The organism is Pseudomonas sp. Irchel 3F3, assembly GCF_900187545.1.
GTDB lineage: Bacteria > Pseudomonadota > Gammaproteobacteria > Pseudomonadales > Pseudomonadaceae > Aquipseudomonas > Aquipseudomonas fortuita.
On sequence record NZ_FYDS01000002.1, the window covers coordinates 245,414 to 265,926 of the forward strand.

Below are 20,513 nucleotides of genomic sequence, written 5' to 3' on the forward strand. Positions count from 1 at the left end.
ATGTCGACGCCACGCAAAGGCCCCCTTCTGTCATCACTCGTTCTGGCCCTGTTAGGCTGGGAAGCGACCAGCGAGGCGGCCGTGCAGTGCCAGCGCACCTTGGTCGCCAACGTGGTGGCACTGGACCAGCCACTGATGTTCAACCGCCTTGGCGCACAAAACGCCAACGGCATGATGTTCGCCCTGCGCGAAGATGTGGTGGACGACAAACAGGTCCCCCTCAGCAAGGGTGGCGCCGCAGTGCCGGGCAAGGTCACCCTGCGCCCCGACAAGCGCCCGCGGCCGATTGTGCTGCGGGTAGCAGCCGGTGACTGCCTCACAGTCAACCTGACCAACCTGCTGGCTTACCAGGCCAACCCCAACAAGCACGGCATCGAGGCCGAAGAGCCCGAGGGTGAGGAGGAGGGGCCGGAGGTTGAAAACCAAGGCGGTGAAGGCGTTGTAGCCGACGAACAGGTCGCCGAGCGCATGGTCGGCTTCCAGGTCAACGGCATGCAGGCGGTCAACAGTATCGCCGACATCTCCGCCTATACCGGGCGCAACGGCAATTTCTTCGCCAGCCCCGGCAGCACCCGCAGCTATACCTTGTATGCCGAGCGCGAAGGGGCATTTGCCGCTACCAGCAAGGCGGCCACGTTCGGCGGCGAAGGCACGGCAGGCAATGTTGCCAATGGCCTGTTCGGTCAGGTGGTGGTGGTACCCAAGTTGGGCCGCACCTACCGCAACACCCTCACCGAAGAAGAAATGCGCCTGGCCACGACCGGCCGCACTGCCACCGGCCAGCCAGTGATCGACTATGAAGCCCGCTACCCCCAGGCAGAGCCTTGGATCACCGAGGGCAAGGCTGGCAAACCGATCATTGCCATGGTTAATGGCAACGAGATCATCAACAGCGAAACCGATGCCATCGTCATGGGCCCCAACCCTGACGGCAGCTTCCCCAAGTCGACCTACCCACTGGAAAGCATCGGCAAGCGCAACCCGGCGTTGCCCAACCGGCTGGAGGCGTTCCGTGATTTCGCCTCGCAGTTCGCCGACGAGGTCGCCGGTACCCAGGCGTTCCCCGGCTACTGGGCTGACCCGGTGATGGGCCATGTGCTGGAGCCGACACGCGATTCATTCATGATCAACTACGGTTCCGGTGGCATGGGTGCCGAAGTGGTTGCCAACCGCCTGGGGGTAGGCCCGATGCACGACTGCCTGTCGTGCGCTTACGAAGAGTTCTTCCTGAGCGCTCACACCGTCGGTGACATCGGCACCCTGGTGGATGTGCCGGCCAACGTCGGCCTGGAGCACATCCGCCCGGGTGAAGTCCCCCCGGCCAGCGCTGTCGGGGTCAAGGCCAGCATGGCCCTTTATCCCTCAGAGCCGGCCAACGTGCACCATAGCTATATCGGTGACTTCACCAAGTTCCGCAACACCCACAACGGCCACGAACAGCACATCTTCCACTTGCATGGCCACCAGTGGCTATTCAACCCCAATGACGACAATTCCGACTATATCGATGCCCAGGGTATCGGCGCTGGCGTCGGCTACACCTACGAAATCGCCAATGGCGGATCGGGGAACCGCAACCGGGTGGCCGGTGATGCCATCTACCATTGCCACTTCTACCCGCACTTCGCCCAAGGCATGTGGGCCATGTGGCGCGTACACGACGTGTTCGAAGAAGGCACCCGCCTTGAGGTGAGCGGGCAGGGCGAGAACGGCTTCCACAGCACGCCGTTCGCCCTGCGCAGCGGCAAGCCGGCCGTGGGGGCCCGTGCGCTGCCAGACGGCGAGATCATCGCCGGCACGCCGATTCCGGCCATCGTACCGTTGCCCGGCAAGGCCATGGCACCGATGCCCGGCAAGGTCGTGGTCGTGCCGAAGCTCTCTGAAGCGCTGGTTGCCGCCACCGAGGATGACGACACCGAAGAAGAGGGCGATGACGACCACGCCAGCCAGGGGGCTGTACGCAAGGCCGTGGGCTCGCTGGCGCTGGTCGACCGCACCGAGGCCAACCGCAACGCCGACGGCACCCTGAAAAACCCAGGCTACCCGTTCTGGATCGGCGGCATTGAAAGCAGCGTCGGCAACCGCCCGCCGACCCCGCCGCTGGACATGCTCGACCCAGCCCTGGCCCGGCAGTTGAAAGACAGCGGCAAAGCCCTGTGGGCCAACCTGGATGCGAACCAGGTCGATGGCTGGAACGGCGGCCTTGGCCGCCATGCACTGGACGGTGTATCCGCCGGTGGCGAAGCGCAAACCACCACCACCAAGCTGGACTTCACCAAGGTCGTGCACAAGGCCAAAGCCATCTATCTGCCAGAAGAGGGCACCGATGTCGAACAGGCGGCCATGCAATTCCACGCCATGGCCGAGCACCCCAGCTATGCCCTGATCCCTGGTAGCCAGCCGGTGCCCAAGGCGTTTCGCACCAATGGCGCCTTGCCGACTGCCGGCGCGCCGTTCTACGAACCGTGCATGGATGACCGCGGCAAGCGCCTCACTCAATCCTCCGGTGCGGGTGAGTTCGTTAGCGGCGAGAGCCTGACCGGCGTCAACTTCCGTGGCGCTTCCGCCTTTACCGCCGACCGTCCACGTATCTACAAAGGTGCCAACATCCAGTTCGATGCGGTGTACAACAAGGTCGGCTACCACTTCCCCCAGGCTCGCATCATCGCCTTGTGGGAAGACGCCTGGCCAGTGATCACCAAGCAGCGCCCGCCAGAGCCACTGGTGATGCGCATGAACACCTTCGACTGCACCATGTACCAGCACACCAACCTGATCCCGAACATCTACGAGATGGACGACTACCAGGTGCGCACCCCGACCGATGTGATCGGCCAGCACATCCACTTGCCGAAGTGGGACCTGACCGCTGCCGACGGCTCGGCCAATGGCTGGAACTATGAAGACGGCATTCTTTCGCCCGGCAGCGTGGTCGAGCGGGTGCAGGCTATTCGTGCATACAACGGCTGCACCGAGGGCGATAGCCGCGACGATACCGCTGCCTGTCCGAAAGCCAGACAGCATCCGTACTTCGGCCGCTTCGGCCGGGCTGACTGGCTGGGCGCACGCACGGCCATGCAGCGCTGGTTCGCAGACCCGCTGGTGAACGTGCATAACATCGACCGTGGCCTGGGCACCATCTTCACCCACGACCACCTTGGCCCATCGACCCACCAGCAACTGGGCCTGTATGCCACCGTGCTGGCCGAACCGGCCGGGTCCACCTGGTATCACGCCGAAACCGGCGAGCAGCTGTACAACCCTGCCACCCGCCAGGACGGAGGCCCGACGTCATGGCAGGCGGTAATCCAGACTGGCGACCACGATGGCGATGGCAAGAACGACAGCTACCGAGAGTTCTTCCTGGAATACAGCGACTTCCAGCATGCCTATGAAGCCGGGGTTTACGTAGGCGCAGGGCCGGACGGCGTGCCCAGTGCCCAGTCGTACCCGGCCACCGCCGACAGCTTCCGCTACGCAATCAACCCGCCAGTGCGCGGCAAGGCATCGAACCTGCTGGAGGCCATTGTCGAAGAACGTGGCGGTATCAACCCTGGCTGCCCAAGCCGGCCATGTCCGCAGGCGATCTCGGTGGATGACCCTGGCATGTTCGTCGTCAACTATCGCAACGAGCCGCTGGCCCTGCGCGTGTTCGACCCGAACAAGGTTGGCCCGGACGGCAAGCGTGGCATGCAGGCCGACGGCCTGGCCGGCGACCTCAGCTATGCCATGCAAACCCGCACCGACCGCGCCATCCCGGCGATGAACCTGTCACCCTCGGCGATAACTTCGGCCGTGGGTCCTACCGGCGGCACCACGCTGTTCCCGCCGCACATCAACAAGGCTGGCGCCGAGCCGGGCGACCCTTTCACCCCGCTGCTGCGCACCTACTCCGGTGACAACGTGCGCCTGCGGATGCACGCCGGTGGCCATGAGGAGGAGCACAACGTCACCCTGCATGGCGTGAAGTGGCTGCAGAACGGCACAGGTTTCGGTAATAGCTCAAACTCGGGCTGGAAGTCGTCGCAGATGATTGGTATCTCCGAGCAGATGGGCTTTATGGCACCGGTGTCGATGATCTCCAGTTCCGCCGCCACCAACGGCGACTATCTGTACTCGCTGGACGCCGCCCTGGAAGGCTACTGGAACGGTATCTGGGGCATCATGCGCAACTACACCGCGCAGCGTCCCGACCTGTTCCCGCTGCCCAACAACCCGCAACCGGTGGCCATGCGCAACACCGTGAACTTTGACGGCATCTGCCCGAAAACCACGGCCAACCCCAACGGCATCGGCACTCGCACCACGGTCAAGCGCAACTACGAGATCGTTGCGGCGCTGGCCAATGACATTCTCGAAAACCGTAATGGCGTCAGCATCAATGACGTGGAGGGTATCGGCCAACATGTCGGTGGCGCGCTCAAGGCCAACGGCGGCACCTTGGTGTTCAATAGCCGTAGAACCGCCATCCCGCTGGTGAGTGGTATAGACCCCGAAGATGGGGAGCCCTTCACCATCGGTGGTCACAGTGCACCGCTGCATGACCCGACCGCGATCCTGTACGTGCGCAAGGCTGACCTCGACGCCACCACCGGCAAGCTCAAGGCGGGTGTGCCGGTAGAGCCTCTGGTGCTGCGCGCCAACGCCGGCGACTGCATCAGCATCACCCTGGAGAACCGCCTGCCGCTGGTGATGCCAGACCTGCCGAGCACGGCAGTGATGCACAACGTGGTCAAGCGTGACCGCTTCGACAGCGAAGGTGCCACAGCCTTTGCCAACAACCTGATGCGGCCGTCGAGCCACGTGGGCCTGCATGCGCAGTTGCTGGCTTACGACATCACCAAGTCCGACGGCGCCAACGTAGGCCTGAACCCGGTGCAGACCGTACCGCCACGTGCTGGCACCAGTGGCGCCTACCCGACCAAGGTGTACCAGTACTACGCCGGCCACCTGGAGCGTGAAGGCAAACCGGTGTCGCAGCTAGGCCGCACAGTGGACAACATCAACACGACTGCCATCGAGTTCGGCGGCCTCAACCTGACCCCGTCAGACTTCATCAAACAGCCGCAGAAAGGCCTGGTGGGTGCCATGAGCATTCTGCCGCAAACCGCCACCTGGACCGAGGACGCCGCTTCACGTGCCCAGGCCACGGTGAAGGTCAGCGGCCAGCCGGACTACCGCGACTTCGTCACCGTGTGGCAGCGCGCACTGAACATGCGCTGGGCCGATGGTCGTCCGGTAGAAGGCATCAATACCGAAGGCAACGGTGCTGCCGGTGACCCGCAAGACAACGGCAACATGGCGGTCAACTACAAGACCGAACCCTTGTGGCTGCGCTTCGGCATGGCGCCCGATTCGCCGTTCGGCCGTGCCAATGGCCTGGGTTTTGGTGATGTACCCAACGCCCATATGGCCTACGCCAACGCCCTGGTGGGTGGCGACCCGCAGACCCCGGTGCTGTACGCCAAGCCTGGGCAACCGGTGCGCAACCATATCGTGATGCCCAGTGGCGGCAGCCGCGGCATGGTCTACCAGCTGGACGGGCACCTGTGGCCATTGCACAACTACCAGGCCGAGAAAAGTGACCTGGACGGCTACCCGATGAGCCTGCCAGGCATTGGTTCGGTGCGTTTCGGCTACAACCCGATGGCCATGTACATCGGCGCCCAGGAGAGCGTACTGCCGGCGGCGCACTTCAGCTTCATGCTGCCCAGTGCCGGCGGTGCCAACGCGGTGGCGGGTGACTACCTGTTCCGCGACTACGCCGCCTACGGCAACCTGTCCGGGTTGTGGGGGATTTTGCGGGTGACCAACGAAGCGCCGCCGGCAACGGCCCCGGCGCAGTGACAGAAGGGGAGCGCGAGCATGAACAAAAAGACTCGCCCTGCTTACTTGGGGGTATTGCTGGGAGTGGCGCTGATCGGCCTGGGCGTGGCGTATGAAAAGCTCTGGTGCGATCCGCGCGAGCTGTTGCAGGAACCTGCCGACCCGCAGGCCCTGCACCGGCTCAGCCGGGACGGCGTGACCGTGGAGTTCGAGGCCCGGCCGCTGGCCGGGGGCGAGTTGAAGGAAGGCGCCTTCGCCAACATCCGCTTCAAGGTCAGCGACCAGACCAGCGGCCAGCCGCTGTCGGGCATGGCGCCGGGGGCGTGGATCGACCCGGCGCAGTCGGCCCCGACAGGCGACCGCAGCCAAAGCTGCAAGGCGCGGGTCGCGCTGTTTCTCAAGAGCAGCATCGGCGCCCGACCGCTGCTCGACCTGAACAGCTACTTCCTGTTGATGCTGAACAACGACGCCAGCCTGACGGTGATCGATCCGACCGTTTCGGTGGGCGGCGTGACCAGCACCATGGCCCGCATCGACCTGCCCGGGCGGCCAATGGACTGGGTGGCCACTGCCGACGACAAGCAGGTGTTCGTGTCGATCCCCGAGCGCGGCAAGGTGGCGGTCATCGATACCGAAACCTTCACCCGCGTGGCCGACCTGGACGCCGGCGAGCAGCCGCTGCGCGTGGCCTTGCAACCCGATCAGCACCGGCTGTGGGTCGGCAACAACACCAGTGACCCGGCCAAAGGTGGGGTGACGGTCATCGACGTGCCGGGGCGCACGCCTCTTAAAAGCTTCAACACCGGCACCGGGCATCACGAAATTGCCTTCAGCGCCGACTCGCGCTTTGCCTACGTCAGCAACCGCGACAGCGGTACCCTCAGCGTCATCGATATCCCGCAAATGCGCCTTGCCAAAACCATCAAGGTTGGCCCGCACCCGCTGTCGGTCAGCTACTCGGCGCTATCCCAGGCCGTTTACGTGGTCGATGGCGAGGAAGGCAGCGTGCGGGTGTTCGATGCGCGCAGCCACCAGCTGCGCCACACGGTCAAGGCCGAGCAGGGCCTCGGGCCGATGCGTTTCAGCAGCGATGGCCGCTACGGCGTGGTGCTCAACACCCTTGAGAACCAGGCCCTGGTGATCGATGCCAGTACCGACAAGCTGATCCACCAGATTCCGGTGGCGGCCGAACCCTACCAACTGACCTTCACCAAGGCCTATGCCTATGTGCGCGGCCTGGCGTCCCCGAAAGTGACCATGATCAACCTGTCCAGCCTGGGCGAAGGGCGCTCGCCGATCGTTCAGGGCTTCGAGGCCGGCCCTGCAGCGCCGCGCCAGGCGGGTGACCTGCCATTGGCCCAGGGGTTGTCGGTGTCACGTGATGACAACTCGGTGTTCGTGGTCAACCCGGTGGACAACACCACCTACTTTTACGCCGAGGGCATGAATGCGCCGATGTCCGGTTACAACAACCGTGGTCATCAGGCCCGCGCCGCCATCGTCATCGACCGCAGCCTGCGCGAGGTGGCACCCGGGGTGTACGGCTCAACGGTAAAACTGCCCGCTGCCGGCAAATTTGACGTGGCTTTTCTGCTCAACCAGCCGCAGATCATCCACTGCTTCAGCGCCGATGTCGCCGAAGCGCCCAATGCCGGCAAGCGCAAGGGCGCGCACGCAGAGTTCATCGGCCTGGACCAACCGCTGCCGCAGCACAGCGCCATTACCGCTCGGGTACGCATCGTCGGTGATGACGGCCAACCGCGGCTGGGCCTCACTGACCTGAGCCTGCGCTACTTCCTGGCGCCGTCGTCCATGCCACGCAACCTGCCGTTGCTGGAGGTGGGGCAGGGTGTCTATCAGGCGGCCCTGACACTGCCCGAAGCCGGCGCCTGGTACCTGCATGTGCAGTCGCCATCGTTGGGACGCAAGTTTGCCGAAGAGAATTACACCAGCCTGCGCGTCCTGCCGGCCGCAGCGACCAACGCTTCCCGGACTGACATGAGGAGTGTGCGATGAACGCCAAGCATTCTTTCCAACTGCTGGCCCTGAGCCTGGCCCTTGCCAGCAACCTGGCCATGGCCCACGCCGGGCACGATCACAAAGGCCACGCCGAGCCGCCACCGGCGGCTCGCCAGGAAAAGACCAGTGTGCGCTTTGCCGACGTTTCCCTGCTGAACCAGGATGGCATGCCGGTACGCCTGGAGCAGGACCTGGTCAGTGACCACCTGGTGGTCATGGGCTTTATCTATACCAGCTGCACCACAGTGTGCCCGGTGGTGTCGTCGATCATGGGCAAGGTCCAGCAACAGCTGGGTGGCCGGGTAGGTGAGGAGATCAGCATGGTCTCGATCAGCGTCGACCCGCAGCGTGACGATGCCAAGCGCCTGCAGGATTACGCCAAGGCTTTCCAGAAGGGGCCGGGCTGGAGCTGGCTGACCGGCACTCCCTACGCCATCACCGAAACCCTCAAGGGCCTGGGCAGCTTCAGCGCCGACCTCAGCCAGCACCCGCCGCTGATCCTGGTGGGTGACGGGCGAAGCGGGCACTGGACGCGCTACTACGGCTTCACCGACCCAACGGTACTGATCGAAGAAATAAACCGTCTCAGCGCCCGTCGGGCGCACGCCAAAAGCACGGCCATTGCCGACCACCATGAGGTGCAACCATGAGCTCTGTAACCTCCCGCGGCGGCATGCGCGGTTTCGACTGGCTGGTGCTGGGCGGCTGCCTGTGGATTCTCGCTTCGGTGGCGTTCGCCCACGAAGGCCACGTGGAGCAGGCCCCCGAGCCGCAACCAGCCCCCCAGGCGATGACCAGTGGCGGCGGCACCCGCGATGCCCAGACCTGGTTCACCGATACCGTACTGAAGGACCAGAACGGCCGCGAGCTGCGTTTCTACAGTGATGTGCTCAAAGACAAGGTGGTGATGCTCAACGTGATCTTCACCCACTGCACCGACGCCTGCCCGTTGATCACCCGCAAGCTGCGCGAAGTGCGCCAGGCCATGGGGCCGCAACTGGCCAGCCAGGTGACCTTCGTGTCGATCAGCAGCGACCCGCTCAACGATACCCCGCAAGCACTCAAGGCGTTTGCCGAGAAACAGGGGGTGGATGGGCCGAACTGGTTGTTCCTGACCGGCGACAAAGCCAATGTCGACCTGGTGCTCGGCCGCATCGGCCAGTTCCTGCCCAGCCCAGAGCAGCATTCCACGCAGCTGATTGCCGGTGATGTGGCGGGCAAACGCTGGAGCAAGATCCGCCCGGATGCACCACCGGCAGCGATTGCCCAGCGCATGCAGTTACTGACCCAGCCTCTGGCAGGGCGGTGATTGCCATGCGCGCCTGGGCTCGCCGTGCCGGCCTCTTCGCGGGGCAAGCCCGCTCCCACAGTTTTTTCATAGACCTCAGGCGTGTACTGATCCTGTGGGAGCGGGCTTGCCCCGCGAAGAGGCCGGCATGAACACTGCAAAAGTTAGCGCCCACAGTTTTTTCATAGCCCTCAGGCTTGTGCTGATCCTGTGGGAGCGGGCTTGCCCCGCGAAGAGGCCGGCATGAACACTGCAAAATTTATGGTGTTGCTCGTCAGTGTCAGCCTCTGCAGTTCAGCCCTGGCCTTTGATCTCACTGCCAACGAACAAGCCGGCAAACGCCTCTACCGCGAAGGGGTCTCCAGCAGCGATGCACAATTGCAGGCTCGGGTCGGCGCCAGCGACATCAGTGTGCCCGCCAGCGTGCTGCCCTGCGCCAGCTGCCACGGCAACGACGGCCGTGGCCGCGCCGAAGGCGGCGTGCGCCCACCCAACCTGGACTGGCAACGCCTGGCACAAGGCCAGGGCGCACGCGAAGCCAACGGCCGCAGCTACCCGGCTTATACCGACCGCAGCCTGGCCAGGGCCATCCAGCAGGGTGTAGACCCGGCTGGCAACCGCCTGGACCCGGCCATGCCACGCTTCGAACTGACCATGGCCGACCAGCGCAACCTTACCGCCTACCTCAAGCGCCTGGCCGAGGAGCGCGACCCCGGCATAGAGGAGGGCGTACTGCGCCTGGGCACCTTGCTGCCTGCCTCCGGGCCGCTGGCCGAGGTCGGGCTGGTGGTACGCGCGGTGCTGGAAGACGGGCTGGCGCAACTCAATCAGCAAGGCGGCATTCACGGGCGGCGTCTGCAACTGGTCGTGCTGGACCCGGGTGAAGACCCGGCCAGCGCCGAGCAAGCCTTGCAGCAGTTGCTGGAGCGCGAGCGCGTGTTCGCCCTGATTTCGCCCTTGGCACCGATGCTCGACCTGCGTTTGGCCTCCTTGCTGGCACCGCAGAATGTGCCCCTGATCGGCAGCACCCCGCGCAGTGGTGGCAGCGCACAGATATTCGACCCACTGCCTGGCCTGCCTACGCAACTGCTGAGCCTGGCTGGCCACGCCCGAGCAGCCTTGGGCCTGGCACCGGGCGATTTGCGCGTGGTGTACGCCGGCAACGAGCAGGCAGCCGCGGCCGAGCAGGTACGCGAGCGGCTGTTGCAGCAAGGCTGGGCGCCCCCCACCATTGAGGCCTTCGATGGCAAGGCCGTGGAGGGGCAGGGAATTGTATTCCTGGGCCGCGCCCAGGCATTTGCCGAACTGGCGACGGCATTGCAGGCAGCAGGCCGCAAGCCGTACCTGTTCGCCGCGTCCAGCCAAGTGGCCAGCGCCGTGGCGCGCTTGCCCGAACAATGGTCGCAACGGGTGTTTCTGGCCTATCCCTATGTACCCGAAGACTGGACCGAGCAAGGCCTGGCTACCCTCGCCGGGCTACAGCAGCGCCAAGGTCTGGACCCACGCCAGGCGTCGTTGCAGGTCAATACCCTGTGCGCGTTGCGCCTGCTGAGCGAAGCGCTCAAGCAGATCGGCCGTGATGCCAGCCGCGAGCAACTGATTGGCGCACTGGAAGGCCTGCACGATGTGTCTACCGGCCTGACCCCGGCGCTGGGCTTTGGCCCCGGTCGCCGCCAGGGCATGGCCGGTGCCCATGTGGTGGCGGTGGCCCTGCCCGGGCCGCACTTCACCGCAGTCACCCCGTACCGGCCGGTGCCGGACAGCCCTTGAGCGGAGGTTGCCATGCGTAGTGTGCTGCTGTGCCTGTTGCTGGTAATGGCCGGGCCGAGCTGGGCCGATGTACCGGCGGCTCGGGTCAATGGCGTGGAGATCGGGTTGACGCGCCTGGAACGCTATTTCAGTGAGTACCTGGACGCCCAGGGCCGCGCGGTGACCAGCATCCGCAACCCGGGCCTGTACAAGCGCCTGCGCGATCAGGCCCTGGACGAACTGATCGACAAGGAGCTGCTGTGGCAGGAGGCGCGGCGCCAAGGCATCGTCATCAGCGACGAGCAGGTGTCGGCGCATGTCGGCGAGGTAGAAGCCGCGTTCGGCAGCCCGGCCATTTTCGAACGGCGTCTGGCGCAGGCGGGCTTCGATAGGGCACAGTACAGTGAATACACCCGGCGAGACATGGCGGCCCAGCAGGTGTATGCCCAGCTCAGCGCAGTCGAAGCACCGAGCCAGGCTGAAGTGCAGGCGTTCTATGATGCCAACCAGGAAAGACTGCAAGGAGCGCAGAACCAAAATGATAAGCCTTCAGTCATACGTGAACAGGGCCTGGCCTTGGCCAGGGCTGCGCTTGTCGATCAGCGGCAGGCGCAAGCGCGCCAGTCTGTGCGCCAACGTTTGCGTGCTTCGGCTACAGTTGAGATCGCGGACTGAGGCCCCTTATAGCGTTTCCCCCAATGCTGGGGATTTACGGTTTGGCAATGTGCCATCATTTTCCCCGCTTGTGGGGAACTGGGCGGGTGCGGCTACCTGCTGCGTATCAGATGCTGGCCAGCACCCTCAGCGAATCAATGAGTTACAACGGCGCAACATGACTTTTCACGCCTGGCACGAAGCCTGCTCAAGCCTTTACAAGGGCGCACTTCGCAGACCGGGTAACCGGGCAGTTCTTGGGAGTCGACCTTGGTGAACAGAGTATTGGTAGTCGATGACGAACAGACTCTTGCGCAGAACCTGCAAGCGTACCTGCAGGCGCAAGGCCTGGAAGTTCATGTTGCCCACGACGGTGCCAGTGGTATCGAGCAGGCTGAACGCCTGGTCCCACAAGTCATCGTGCTGGATTACCGCTTGCCCGACATGGAAGGTTTTCAGGTTCTGGAGGCTGTACGCAAGAACAGGCAGTGCCACTTCATGCTGATTACCGCCCACCCCACCGTCGAGGTGCGTGAGCGAGCCGCCGAGCTGGGTGTGAGCCATGTCCTGTTCAAGCCGTTTCCACTGGTGGAACTGGCCCGTGCGATCTTCGACCTGACGGGCATCGAGCGCCGGCGCAGGGCCACGGACAACCCGGCTGACGGGTTCGTCGAACGACGCCAGAACAGGAACGAATCGTTCCCCCTGCAGTTGTACGATGGAAGCTGGGTGTTGGCTGAGCGCCGGTGTAATGGCGGCAAGCCCCCGAGGCCCGACGACGATCAACTGCTCACAGGGGAATAGCGGCGCCCGCATCCCTGGCTGAGCCAGCCTGCGACGCGCCCCCTGAGCGGAGTCGCAGGCCATGCCAGAAGCATTCGATGCAACAGTCTCAGCCTACCCCCGCGACCTGCTGGCCCAGGCCCGCCTGCAAGCCAGCGACGAGCGCTTGCTCAGCTGCCTCGAGCGCCTTGCCTGCGACAGCCCCGACACCTTCATCCAGCGCCTGGGCCTGACCCTGCACTACCCGGTACTGGCCAGCCACACCCTGCTGGCCAGCAGCCCGCGCTTTGACAAGGTCAGCCTCGCCGCGTGCCTGAAGCGCGAATTCGTGTTGATCGAGCAGGGCGGCCAGCTGTTGGGCGTTTTCGCCGACCCCTTCGACCCCGCCCGCCTGGCCTGGATCGACGATGTGCTGCAAGGTGCGCCGTTATACCTGGCGCACCCCGCCGAACTGGCCACGTTCCTGGCCCGCCATGAAGAAAGCTTCCACGCCGTGGACGCCCTTGACCATGACGCCGAGGCCAGCAGCGAAGGCGACCCGCTGCAGCGCCTGTCGCTGGCCAGCATCAGCGAAGACCAGAGCCGCGTGGTCAAGCTGGTCAACGCCACCCTGTACGACGCCCTCAAGCTGCACGCCAGCGATATCCACCTGGGCATGACCGGCCAGGGCCTGACCATCAAGTACCGCATCGACGGTGTGCTAAACGGCGCTGGCAAAGCCAGTGGCAGTGCCTTTGCCGACCAGGTCATCTCGCGCATCAAGGTCATGGCCGAACTGGACATCGGCGAAAAACGCGTGCCCCAGGACGGCCGCTTCAAGGTTGCCGTGGGCGACCGGCAGATCGACTTCCGTGTATCGATCATGCCTAGCATCTTTGGTGAAGATGCCGTACTGCGGGTGCTCGACAAGCAGGACTTGTCCGACCGGGTCAGTGGCGTGCAGTTGCAAGCCCTGGGCTTTGCCGACGAAACCCTGCGCGCCCTGCGCCGGCTGGCCGCTGAACCTTACGGCATGATCCTGGTGACCGGCCCCACCGGCAGCGGCAAGACCACCACCCTGTACGCCATGATCAGCGAGATCAACCATGGCGTAGACAAGATCATCACCATCGAAGACCCGGTCGAGTACCAGCTGCCCGGCGTGTTGCAGATCCCGGTCAACGAGAAGAAGGGCCTGACCTTCGCCCGCGGCCTGCGCTCGATCTTGCGTCACGACCCGGACAAGATCCTGGTCGGTGAGATCCGCGACCCGGACACCGCGCAAATTGCTGTGCAGTCGGCGCTGACCGGCCACCTGGTGTTCACCACCATCCACGCCAACAACGTGTTCGACGTGATTGGCCGCTTCAGCCAGATGCAGGTCGACCCCTACAGCTTCGTCTCCGCATTGAACGCAGTGTTGGCCCAGCGCCTGATCCGCCTGGCTTGCCCGCATTGCTCCAGCCCCTGCGAAGTGGATGACGACACCCTGTATGGCTCGGGCCTGAGCCGTGAGGGCGTGGCCGGCTGGAGGTTCGTTCGCGTGCAGGGTTGCGGCCAGTGCCGTGGCAGTGGCTTTCGCGGCCGCAGCGCGATCGCGGAGCTGCTGCACCTGGATGACGACCTGCGGCAAATGATTGTCGAGCGCCGTCCCCTGTCGCAAATCAAGACACTCGCCTGCCAGCGCGGCCTGCGCCTGCTGCGGGCCTCGGCCCTGGACCTGGTCCGCGACGGCCGCACCACCCTTGAGGAGATCAACCGTGTCACATTCATCTGATCGTTTCTGCGCTGTTTTGGGCGCCGAGGGTGTCGGCTTGGGTTGCTGGCACAAACACCAACACCAGTGGCTGGGCACCCGCGGGTTCAGTTGCGATGGCGCCCAGCCCGCCTGGGAACCCGCCGTCGACGCGCTGGCCGGTCTGTTGGCCGAGCACGCCGTACGTGGCGCCCAGTTGCGGGTGCTGCTGTCGGCCCGCTACAGCCGCTTCTGCCTGGTGCCATGGAGTGATGCCATCGGCCACCCGCGCGAGCTGGACGCCTACGCCCGGGCCTGCTTCGAAAACCTCTACGGCCAGCCGCTGGACGACTGGCGCATCGTGCTGTCGCCCGAGCCTGCCGGCGCCGCCCGCATCGCTACAGCGCTGCCCGACGCACTGCTGCAACGGTTGCAGGCGCTGGGCCGGGAAAGCCGCCTGAGCCTGCGCTCGGTGCAACCTTACCTGATGGCCGCCTACAACCGCTGCTCGCCACAGCTGCAGCAGGGCGACTTCCTGTTCGTGCTGGCCGAGCCGCGCCGCAGCGTGCTGTTGCTGGCTGCCGGCGGCGCCTGGCAGCAAGTGCTGACGCAAGGTTGCGCCGACAGCGACCAGGCCCTGCAAGCACTGATCGAGCGCACCTGCGAGCTGTATGGCGAGCACCTGCCGCGGGTGTACCTGCATGCCCCGGGCCGGGGCGACGTGCCGCAACTGGCGGCGGTGCAGCTGTGCCAGCCGGCCAGCGAAGCCGACCCCCTGTGCGCCATGTGGCGGGCGGTGGCCTGACATGCGCCGCCTTGAACTGGACTTCCAGCCCCGGCGCAGCGGCCCGCTGGCCTGGTCGCTGCTGGCCCTGGGCGGCGCCATGGTCGCCGGCCTGGTGCTGCTGCAACAGCAATTGCAGGCCGAGCAGGCAGACCTTGAGGCCAGCGTGCACAGCCTGGAGCTGCAACTGGGCCGCCGCCCGGCTACCACTGCCCCGCTAAGTACCGCTGCCAGCCGTGAGCAGACCGAGCGATTGGCACAGATGCGCAGTGTGTCGCAACAACTGCAACGCCCATGGCAGCAGCTGTTCGCCATGCTCGAAGCCTTGCCGCAAGACGATGTCGCGCTGCTTGGCCTGACCCCGGACGCGCGTAAAGGCCAGGTTCGCATCGCCGCTGAAGCACGCAACCTCGAGGCGATGCTGCAGTACCACCAGCGGCTGGAAGCCAGCGACGAGCTCAGCGATGTATCGCTGCTGAACCACGAGGTGTTGGCCGCGCAGCCTGAGCACCCGGTGCGCTTCACCCTCACTGCGACCTGGGAGACCGGCCATGCCCGCCCTTGAATCACTGAACAGCCTTATCCTTCAGGAACGCCTCCACCGCATCGGCCCGGTTGGCCTGGCTGCCGCCGCCGTGGGCCTGCTGGTGGTGGGCGTGGTGTGCGCCGGGGTGCTGCCGCAGTGGCAAAGCGTGCGCGAACTGCGCGCCACCGAAGCGGACGCCAGCGTCCAGGTCGAGCGGGTCAAGCGTGGCGAGGTGAAGATCGCCGTCAAGCCCGAGCAGCAAGCCCTCGACAGCCTTCGCCAGCAACTGCCGGGGCAGCCCCAGGCCAGCGAGCTGATCGAGCGCCTGTACCACCTGGCCAGCGCCGAGCATATCAGCCTGGCGCGCGGTGAGTACGCCCTGGGCATTGATCCCAAGACCCAGCTGGCGCGCTACCAGATCGTGCTGCCGGTGCGCGGCAGCTACCCGCAGATTCGCGGCTTTCTCAAAGGCCTGCTGAAGCAGCTGCCGACCCTGGTGCTGGAAGACCTTGAGCTGCAACGCAAACGCATCGGCGACAGCGAGCTGAATGCCCGCCTGCGCATGACCCTTTACCTGTCGAGGTCATGATGAACACACAACGTGCAGTGATCTGGGCCAGCTTTCTTGGCGTGAGCGCAGCCATCGCCTGGGCACCCGGGCACTGGTTCGGCCAGGAAGACAGCGTTGCGGCCTTCGCGGGCAAGTCGAATCGCCCCACCGCCGCTCCCACAGGCGTTGTGGGCAACGCCGAACCTGTGGCAGCGGCTTTAGCCGCGAAAGGGCCGGAACAGGCCTCCAGAGATCTGTTCCCAACCCAGCAATGGAGCAAACCCCAAGCCCTGGCCACCGTCACTGAACAACCCGTGGCTGTCGCGCCCATCGTGGCCGCAGCGCCGACCGCGCCGGCGCTACCGTTCCAGTTCATCGGCCGCATGGGTAACAACGACGATCTGCAGATCTTTCTGCAGAGCGGCGAAAAACTCTACGTCGTGCGCCAGGGCGACGTCATCGAAGACACCTATCGCCTCGATCGGGTATCGGCCAGTGAGCTGAACCTGGTCTACCTGCCTTTGCACCAGTCACAGACCTTGTCTGTCGGGAGCGCACCATGAAGTCGTCAAAGCTGTGCAAGCCTGCTCCGTTCCTGCTTTTGGCGTTGTGCGTGGCCATTGCCGGCTGCAGCTCCAGCGCGGTACGCAATGACAGCGACCAGTTGATGAAGGAGGGCCAGTACGAAGCTGGCATTGCCCGGCTGGAAGAGGCCCTGCGCGATGACCCGCGTGACACCGAGCTGAACATCGCCCTGGCCCACAGCCGCCAGGCCGCCGTGGAGGCACTGCTGACCCAGGCCGATGCCGACCGCATCCGCCATGACTTTGCCAACGCCCGCATGGGCTATGGCCGGGTGCTGACCCTGGAGCCGAACAACCGCCGTGCCCAGGAAGGTACGCGCCAGCTGGAGCTGATCCGAACCCTGGACGAGCGCGTGGCCCTGGGCCAGGCAGCATTGCGCCAGGGCGACCTGTTCGGCGCCGAGCGCTACATGCGCGAAGTGCTGCGCCTGGACCCGCAAAACCAGAAGGGCATTGCCCTGCGCAGCGACATCGAGAACGTCCAGGCGCGCACCGCGCAGCCCTTTCCGCAGCTGCGCAGCAAGCTGGATCGGCCGGTTACCCTGGAATTTCGCGATGCCAACCTGAAGACCATTTTCGAAGTGCTGTCCCAGGTTGCCGGCATCAATTTCATCTTCGACAAAGACCTGCGCCCGGACATGAAGGCCACCATCTTCGTGCGTGAAGTGCGTATCGAGGACGCGGTGGCGCTGCTGCTGGAGCAAAACCAGTTGCGCCAGAAGATCGTCAATGACAACACCCTGATGGTCTACCCCGACTCGCCGCAGAAGACCAAGGACTACCAGGAACTGGTCATGCGCACCTTCTACCTGACCAGCATCGACGCCAACACCGCGCTGAACATGGTCAAGACCATGCTCAAGACCCGCGACGTGTTCGTGGACGAGCGCCTCAACACCCTGACCATGCGCGACACCCCCGATGCCGTGCGCATGGCCGAGAAGCTGCTGCAGTCGCAGGACCAGTCCAACCCCGAGGTGGTACTGGAGGTGGAGGTGATGGAAGTGGCTACCTCGCGCATCCTCGACCTTGGCCTGCAGTGGCCCAACACCTTCGGCGTGCTGACGTCCGACGGCAAGTCGGTGAGCGTGCTCGACCAGCTGCGCGGCATCGATTCCAGCCGCATCAGCATCTCGCCGGCACCACAGGCCAAGATCAACGCCCAGGACAAGGACATCAATACCCTGGCCAGCCCGGTGATCCGCGTCAGCAACCGTGAGCAGGCACGCATTCACATCGGCCAGCGCGTGCCGATCATCAGCGCCACGTCGGTGCCGTCCACCCAGGGCCCGGTGATTACCGAAAGTGTCACCTACCTGGACGTGGGCCTGAAGCTTGAAGTGCAGCCCACCGTGCACCTGAACAACGAAGTGGCGATCAAGGTGGCCCTGGAAGTCAGCAACGCCACCCCGCTGGAGGCTACCCGCCAGGGCACCATCCCGGTCCAGGTCGATACCCGCAACGCCCAGACCACCCTGCGCCTGCACGATGGCGAAACCCAGGTATTGGCCGGCCTCGTGCGCAACGACCACAACGCCAGCGGCAACAAGATCCCGGGGCTGGGAGATATCCCCGGCCTGGGCCGGCTGTTCGGCAGCAACAAGGACGACATGAGCAAGTCTGAGCTGGTGCTGGCGATCACCCCGCGCATCGTGCGCAACCTGCCGTACCAGAGCCCGTCGGACATGGAGTTTTCCACCGGTACCGAGTCGGCCATGCAGGTGCGCCAGATGGCACCGCTACCGCCGATGGAGGTGCCCGGCAATGCGCCGGCCACCGACGCGCCCGTGGTCGACAGCCAGATGGCGGTCGCCCCGGTCAACGGCAGCCCACGGCCATGAAAGCGCGCCGCCACCTGCAGGGTTTCAGCCTGATCGAAGTAGTGCTGACCCTGGCACTGCTCGGGCTGCTGGCCAGCATGGCCGCGCCGTTGACCGAAACCGTGGTCCGCCGTGGCAAGGAGCAGCAACTGCGCGAGGCGCTGTACCAGATACGCGATGCCATCGATGCCTACAAGCGGGCGTTCGATGCTGGCTACATCGAAAAGCGCCTGGACGCCAGTGGCTATCCGCCGAACCTGCAGGTACTGGTGGACGGTGTGCGCGATGTGCGCAGTGCCAAGGGCGCCAAGTTCTACTTCCTGCGGCGCATCCCGCATGACCCGCTGCTGGCGGCCAAGGATGAAGACCAAGGCGGCTGGGGCCTGCGCGCCTACGACAGCAGCCCCGACAGCCCGCGTGAAGGCGAAGACGTGTTCGACGTGTATTCCAGGGCCCGCGGCAAAGGCCTCAACAACATTCCCTACGGGCAATGGTGACAGCCATGAAACGCAGCAAAGGCTTCACCCTGATCGAACTGCTGGTGGTCATGGCGATCATCGCCACGCTGCTGACCATTGCCATGCCGCGCTACTTCAACAGCCTGGAAAGCTCCCGCGAAGCCACCCTGCGACAAAGCCTGGCGGTGCTGCGCGAGTCACTTGACCACTACTACGGCGACACCGGCCACTACCCAGACTCGCTGGAGCAGTTGGTGGAGCAACGTTACCTGCGCAACACCCCGGTCGACCCGATCACCGAGCGCAGCGATGCCTGGCAACTGGTGCCACCGCCCGAAGGCGTGGCCGGCGGCGTGGCGGATATCAAGAGCGGTGCCACAGGGAGGGCGCGTGATGGCAGCCTCTTCGCTGAATGGTAAGGCCGATCGCGGCTTCACCTACCTGGGTGTGCTGCTGCTGATTGCGGTCAGCAGCGTGGCCCTGGCCGCCACTGGCACGATCTGGGCCAGCGCCGCCCAGCGTGATCGCGAGCGCCAGCTGCTGTGGGTGGGCAGCCAGTACGCCCAGGCCTTGCGCAGCTACTACCGTGCCTCGCCGGGCCTGGCCCAGTACCCGCAGGCGCTGGCCGACCTGCTGCAGGACAACCGCTTTCCGCAGGCCCAGCGGCACATTCGTCGGCTGTACCCCGACCCCATCACCAACAGCGACGAGTGGGGCCTGCTGCGCTCGATCGACGGCCGCATCACCGGGGTGCACAGCCGCTCGGACGCTACCCCGTTCAAGCGCAGTGGCTTCAGCGCCGAATGGAGTGGTTTTGAAGGGCTGGAGCACTACAGCGACTGGCAGTTCGTTGCCGAGCAGGCGTTTACCGACAGTGCAGGCGGCGTGCAGACCCATGCAGGCCCGGGAGATACGCCATGAGCCGCCTGGCTGCGTTATGCCTGAGCCTGCTGCTGATGGCGGGGCTGGCCACCTCGGCCAAGGCGGGTGTTGAAGACGAGATGCAGGGTTTTATCGTCGACAACACCATCTCGCACATCGGCCACGACTTTTACTACTACTTCGCCGACCGCCTGCGTGCCACCAGCCGCCTGGACTTCAACCTGGTGGTACGCGAACGCCCGGATGCCCGCTGGGGCAGCCTGGTCACCGTGGAGTTCGAGCGTGAGGTGATGTACCGCCGCTTTCTGCCACCGAACACCACCGAGCTCAAAGACGAGGCCGTGGCAGCCGCCGACCTGGTCAAGCAGCAAATCATTCAACGCAAGCTGCAACGCCTGCTACAGGACACCACCGACTTGGAGAGGGACGAGCTATGAACCACCGCATTCCACGTTGCATTGCCGCCTGCCTGCTGGCCAGCGCTTGCGCTGCCCAGGCCACCGAGCTGGTGTACACCCCGGTCAACCCGGCCTTTGGCGGCAACCCGTTGAACGGCACCTGGCTGCTGAACAACGCCCAGGCGCAGAACGACTACGACGACCCCGACCTCAAGGACCGTGCCTCGGCCTTTACCGGCACCACGGCCCTGGAGCGCTTCAGCAACCAGCTGGAGTCGCGGATGTTGTCGCAGTTGCTGGACAACATCAGTAACGGCAGCACCGGCAGCATGGCGACCGACGCGTTTCTCATCGACGTCATCGACGATTCCGGGGCCTTGAGCATCAAGGTCACCGATCGTGCCACAGGCGAGATTTCGATCATTGAGGTCAGCGGCCTGAACCCCTGAGAGGGAAGGGCTTTTATGTTGGGGAGAGA

At 64.9% G+C, this 20,513-nt stretch carries 18 protein-coding genes; all 18 read left to right on the top strand.

The window, feature by feature from the left end:
• The 18 genes from mnxG to CKW35_RS04675 all read left to right on the top strand — a co-directional run bounded on the left by mnxG (nucleotide 1) and on the right by CKW35_RS04675 (nucleotide 20,484).
• A complete protein-coding gene (gene mnxG / locus CKW35_RS04590; RefSeq protein ID WP_095115249.1) occupies nucleotides 1–5,847 on the top strand; it encodes a manganese-oxidizing multicopper oxidase MnxG in 5,847 nt (1,948 codons plus the stop codon).
• Between the two features lie 18 nt (nucleotides 5,848–5,865).
• Nucleotides 5,866–7,842 carry a cytochrome D1 domain-containing protein gene (locus CKW35_RS04595; RefSeq protein WP_095115254.1) on the top strand — a complete coding sequence of 659 codons (1,977 nt, stop codon included), beginning with the start codon at nucleotides 5,866–5,868 and terminating at the stop codon, nucleotides 7,840–7,842.
• Nucleotides 7,839–8,495, top strand: coding sequence for an SCO family protein (locus CKW35_RS04600; RefSeq protein ID WP_095115257.1), 657 nt, complete (start codon nucleotides 7,839–7,841; stop codon nucleotides 8,493–8,495). Before CKW35_RS04595 ends, CKW35_RS04600 begins: the two co-directional genes overlap by 4 nt.
• Nucleotides 8,492–9,154: an SCO family protein gene (locus CKW35_RS04605; RefSeq protein WP_060518133.1), complete on the top strand. Its 663-nt coding sequence runs from the start codon at nucleotides 8,492–8,494 to the stop codon at nucleotides 9,152–9,154. The genes CKW35_RS04600 and CKW35_RS04605 overlap by 4 nt, the downstream gene beginning before the upstream one ends.
• Before the next feature lie 222 nt (nucleotides 9,155–9,376).
• On the top strand, nucleotides 9,377–10,903 hold the full coding sequence (locus CKW35_RS04610) for an ABC transporter substrate-binding protein (RefSeq protein WP_095115259.1): 1,527 nt from the start codon (nucleotides 9,377–9,379) through the stop codon (nucleotides 10,901–10,903).
• A 12-nt stretch (nucleotides 10,904–10,915) separates the two neighbouring features.
• Entirely contained in the window at nucleotides 10,916–11,557 is a 642-nt protein-coding gene (locus CKW35_RS04615; protein WP_095115261.1) for a SurA N-terminal domain-containing protein, read from the top strand.
• 249 nt (nucleotides 11,558–11,806) lie between these two features.
• Nucleotides 11,807–12,340 carry a response regulator gene (locus CKW35_RS04620; protein WP_177434958.1) on the top strand — a complete coding sequence of 178 codons (534 nt, stop codon included), beginning with the start codon at nucleotides 11,807–11,809 and terminating at the stop codon, nucleotides 12,338–12,340.
• A 61-nt stretch (nucleotides 12,341–12,401) separates the two neighbouring features.
• Entirely contained in the window at nucleotides 12,402–14,075 is a 1,674-nt protein-coding gene (locus CKW35_RS04625; RefSeq protein ID WP_060517950.1) for a GspE/PulE family protein, read from the top strand.
• Nucleotides 14,059–14,838 carry a hypothetical protein gene (locus tag CKW35_RS04630; protein ID WP_070086652.1) on the top strand — a complete coding sequence of 260 codons (780 nt, stop codon included), beginning with the start codon at nucleotides 14,059–14,061 and terminating at the stop codon, nucleotides 14,836–14,838. Before CKW35_RS04625 ends, CKW35_RS04630 begins: the two co-directional genes overlap by 17 nt.
• A gap of 1 nt (nucleotide 14,839) precedes the next feature.
• A complete protein-coding gene (locus CKW35_RS04635; RefSeq protein ID WP_095115264.1) occupies nucleotides 14,840–15,382 on the top strand; it encodes a pilus assembly protein in 543 nt (180 codons plus the stop codon).
• Nucleotides 15,369–15,932: a type 4a pilus biogenesis protein PilO gene (gene pilO, locus CKW35_RS04640; protein ID WP_060517946.1), complete on the top strand. Its 564-nt coding sequence runs from the start codon at nucleotides 15,369–15,371 to the stop codon at nucleotides 15,930–15,932. The genes CKW35_RS04635 and pilO overlap by 14 nt, the downstream gene beginning before the upstream one ends.
• Entirely contained in the window at nucleotides 15,932–16,456 is a 525-nt protein-coding gene (locus tag CKW35_RS04645; RefSeq protein ID WP_095115266.1) for a hypothetical protein, read from the top strand. Before pilO ends, CKW35_RS04645 begins: the two co-directional genes overlap by 1 nt.
• A complete protein-coding gene (locus CKW35_RS04650; RefSeq protein WP_095115268.1) occupies nucleotides 16,453–18,318 on the top strand; it encodes a secretin N-terminal domain-containing protein in 1,866 nt (621 codons plus the stop codon). Before CKW35_RS04645 ends, CKW35_RS04650 begins: the two co-directional genes overlap by 4 nt.
• Nucleotides 18,315–18,794, top strand: coding sequence for a type II secretion system protein (locus CKW35_RS04655; protein ID WP_016487343.1), 480 nt, complete (start codon nucleotides 18,315–18,317; stop codon nucleotides 18,792–18,794). The genes CKW35_RS04650 and CKW35_RS04655 overlap by 4 nt, the downstream gene beginning before the upstream one ends.
• A gap of 5 nt (nucleotides 18,795–18,799) precedes the next feature.
• A complete protein-coding gene (locus CKW35_RS04660) occupies nucleotides 18,800–19,174 on the top strand; it encodes a type II secretion system protein (protein WP_043197484.1) in 375 nt (124 codons plus the stop codon).
• A complete protein-coding gene (locus CKW35_RS04665) occupies nucleotides 19,149–19,676 on the top strand; it encodes a type II secretion system protein (RefSeq protein WP_060517942.1) in 528 nt (175 codons plus the stop codon). The genes CKW35_RS04660 and CKW35_RS04665 overlap by 26 nt, the downstream gene beginning before the upstream one ends.
• Nucleotides 19,673–20,074: a curli production assembly/transport protein CsgE gene (csgE, locus tag CKW35_RS04670; RefSeq protein WP_016487340.1), complete on the top strand. Its 402-nt coding sequence runs from the start codon at nucleotides 19,673–19,675 to the stop codon at nucleotides 20,072–20,074. Before CKW35_RS04665 ends, csgE begins: the two co-directional genes overlap by 4 nt.
• Nucleotides 20,071–20,484, top strand: a complete 414-nt coding sequence (locus tag CKW35_RS04675) for a curli assembly protein CsgF (protein WP_016487339.1) — start codon at nucleotides 20,071–20,073, stop codon at nucleotides 20,482–20,484. The genes csgE and CKW35_RS04675 overlap by 4 nt, the downstream gene beginning before the upstream one ends.
• The last annotated feature ends 29 nt before the right edge of the window (nucleotides 20,485–20,513 follow it).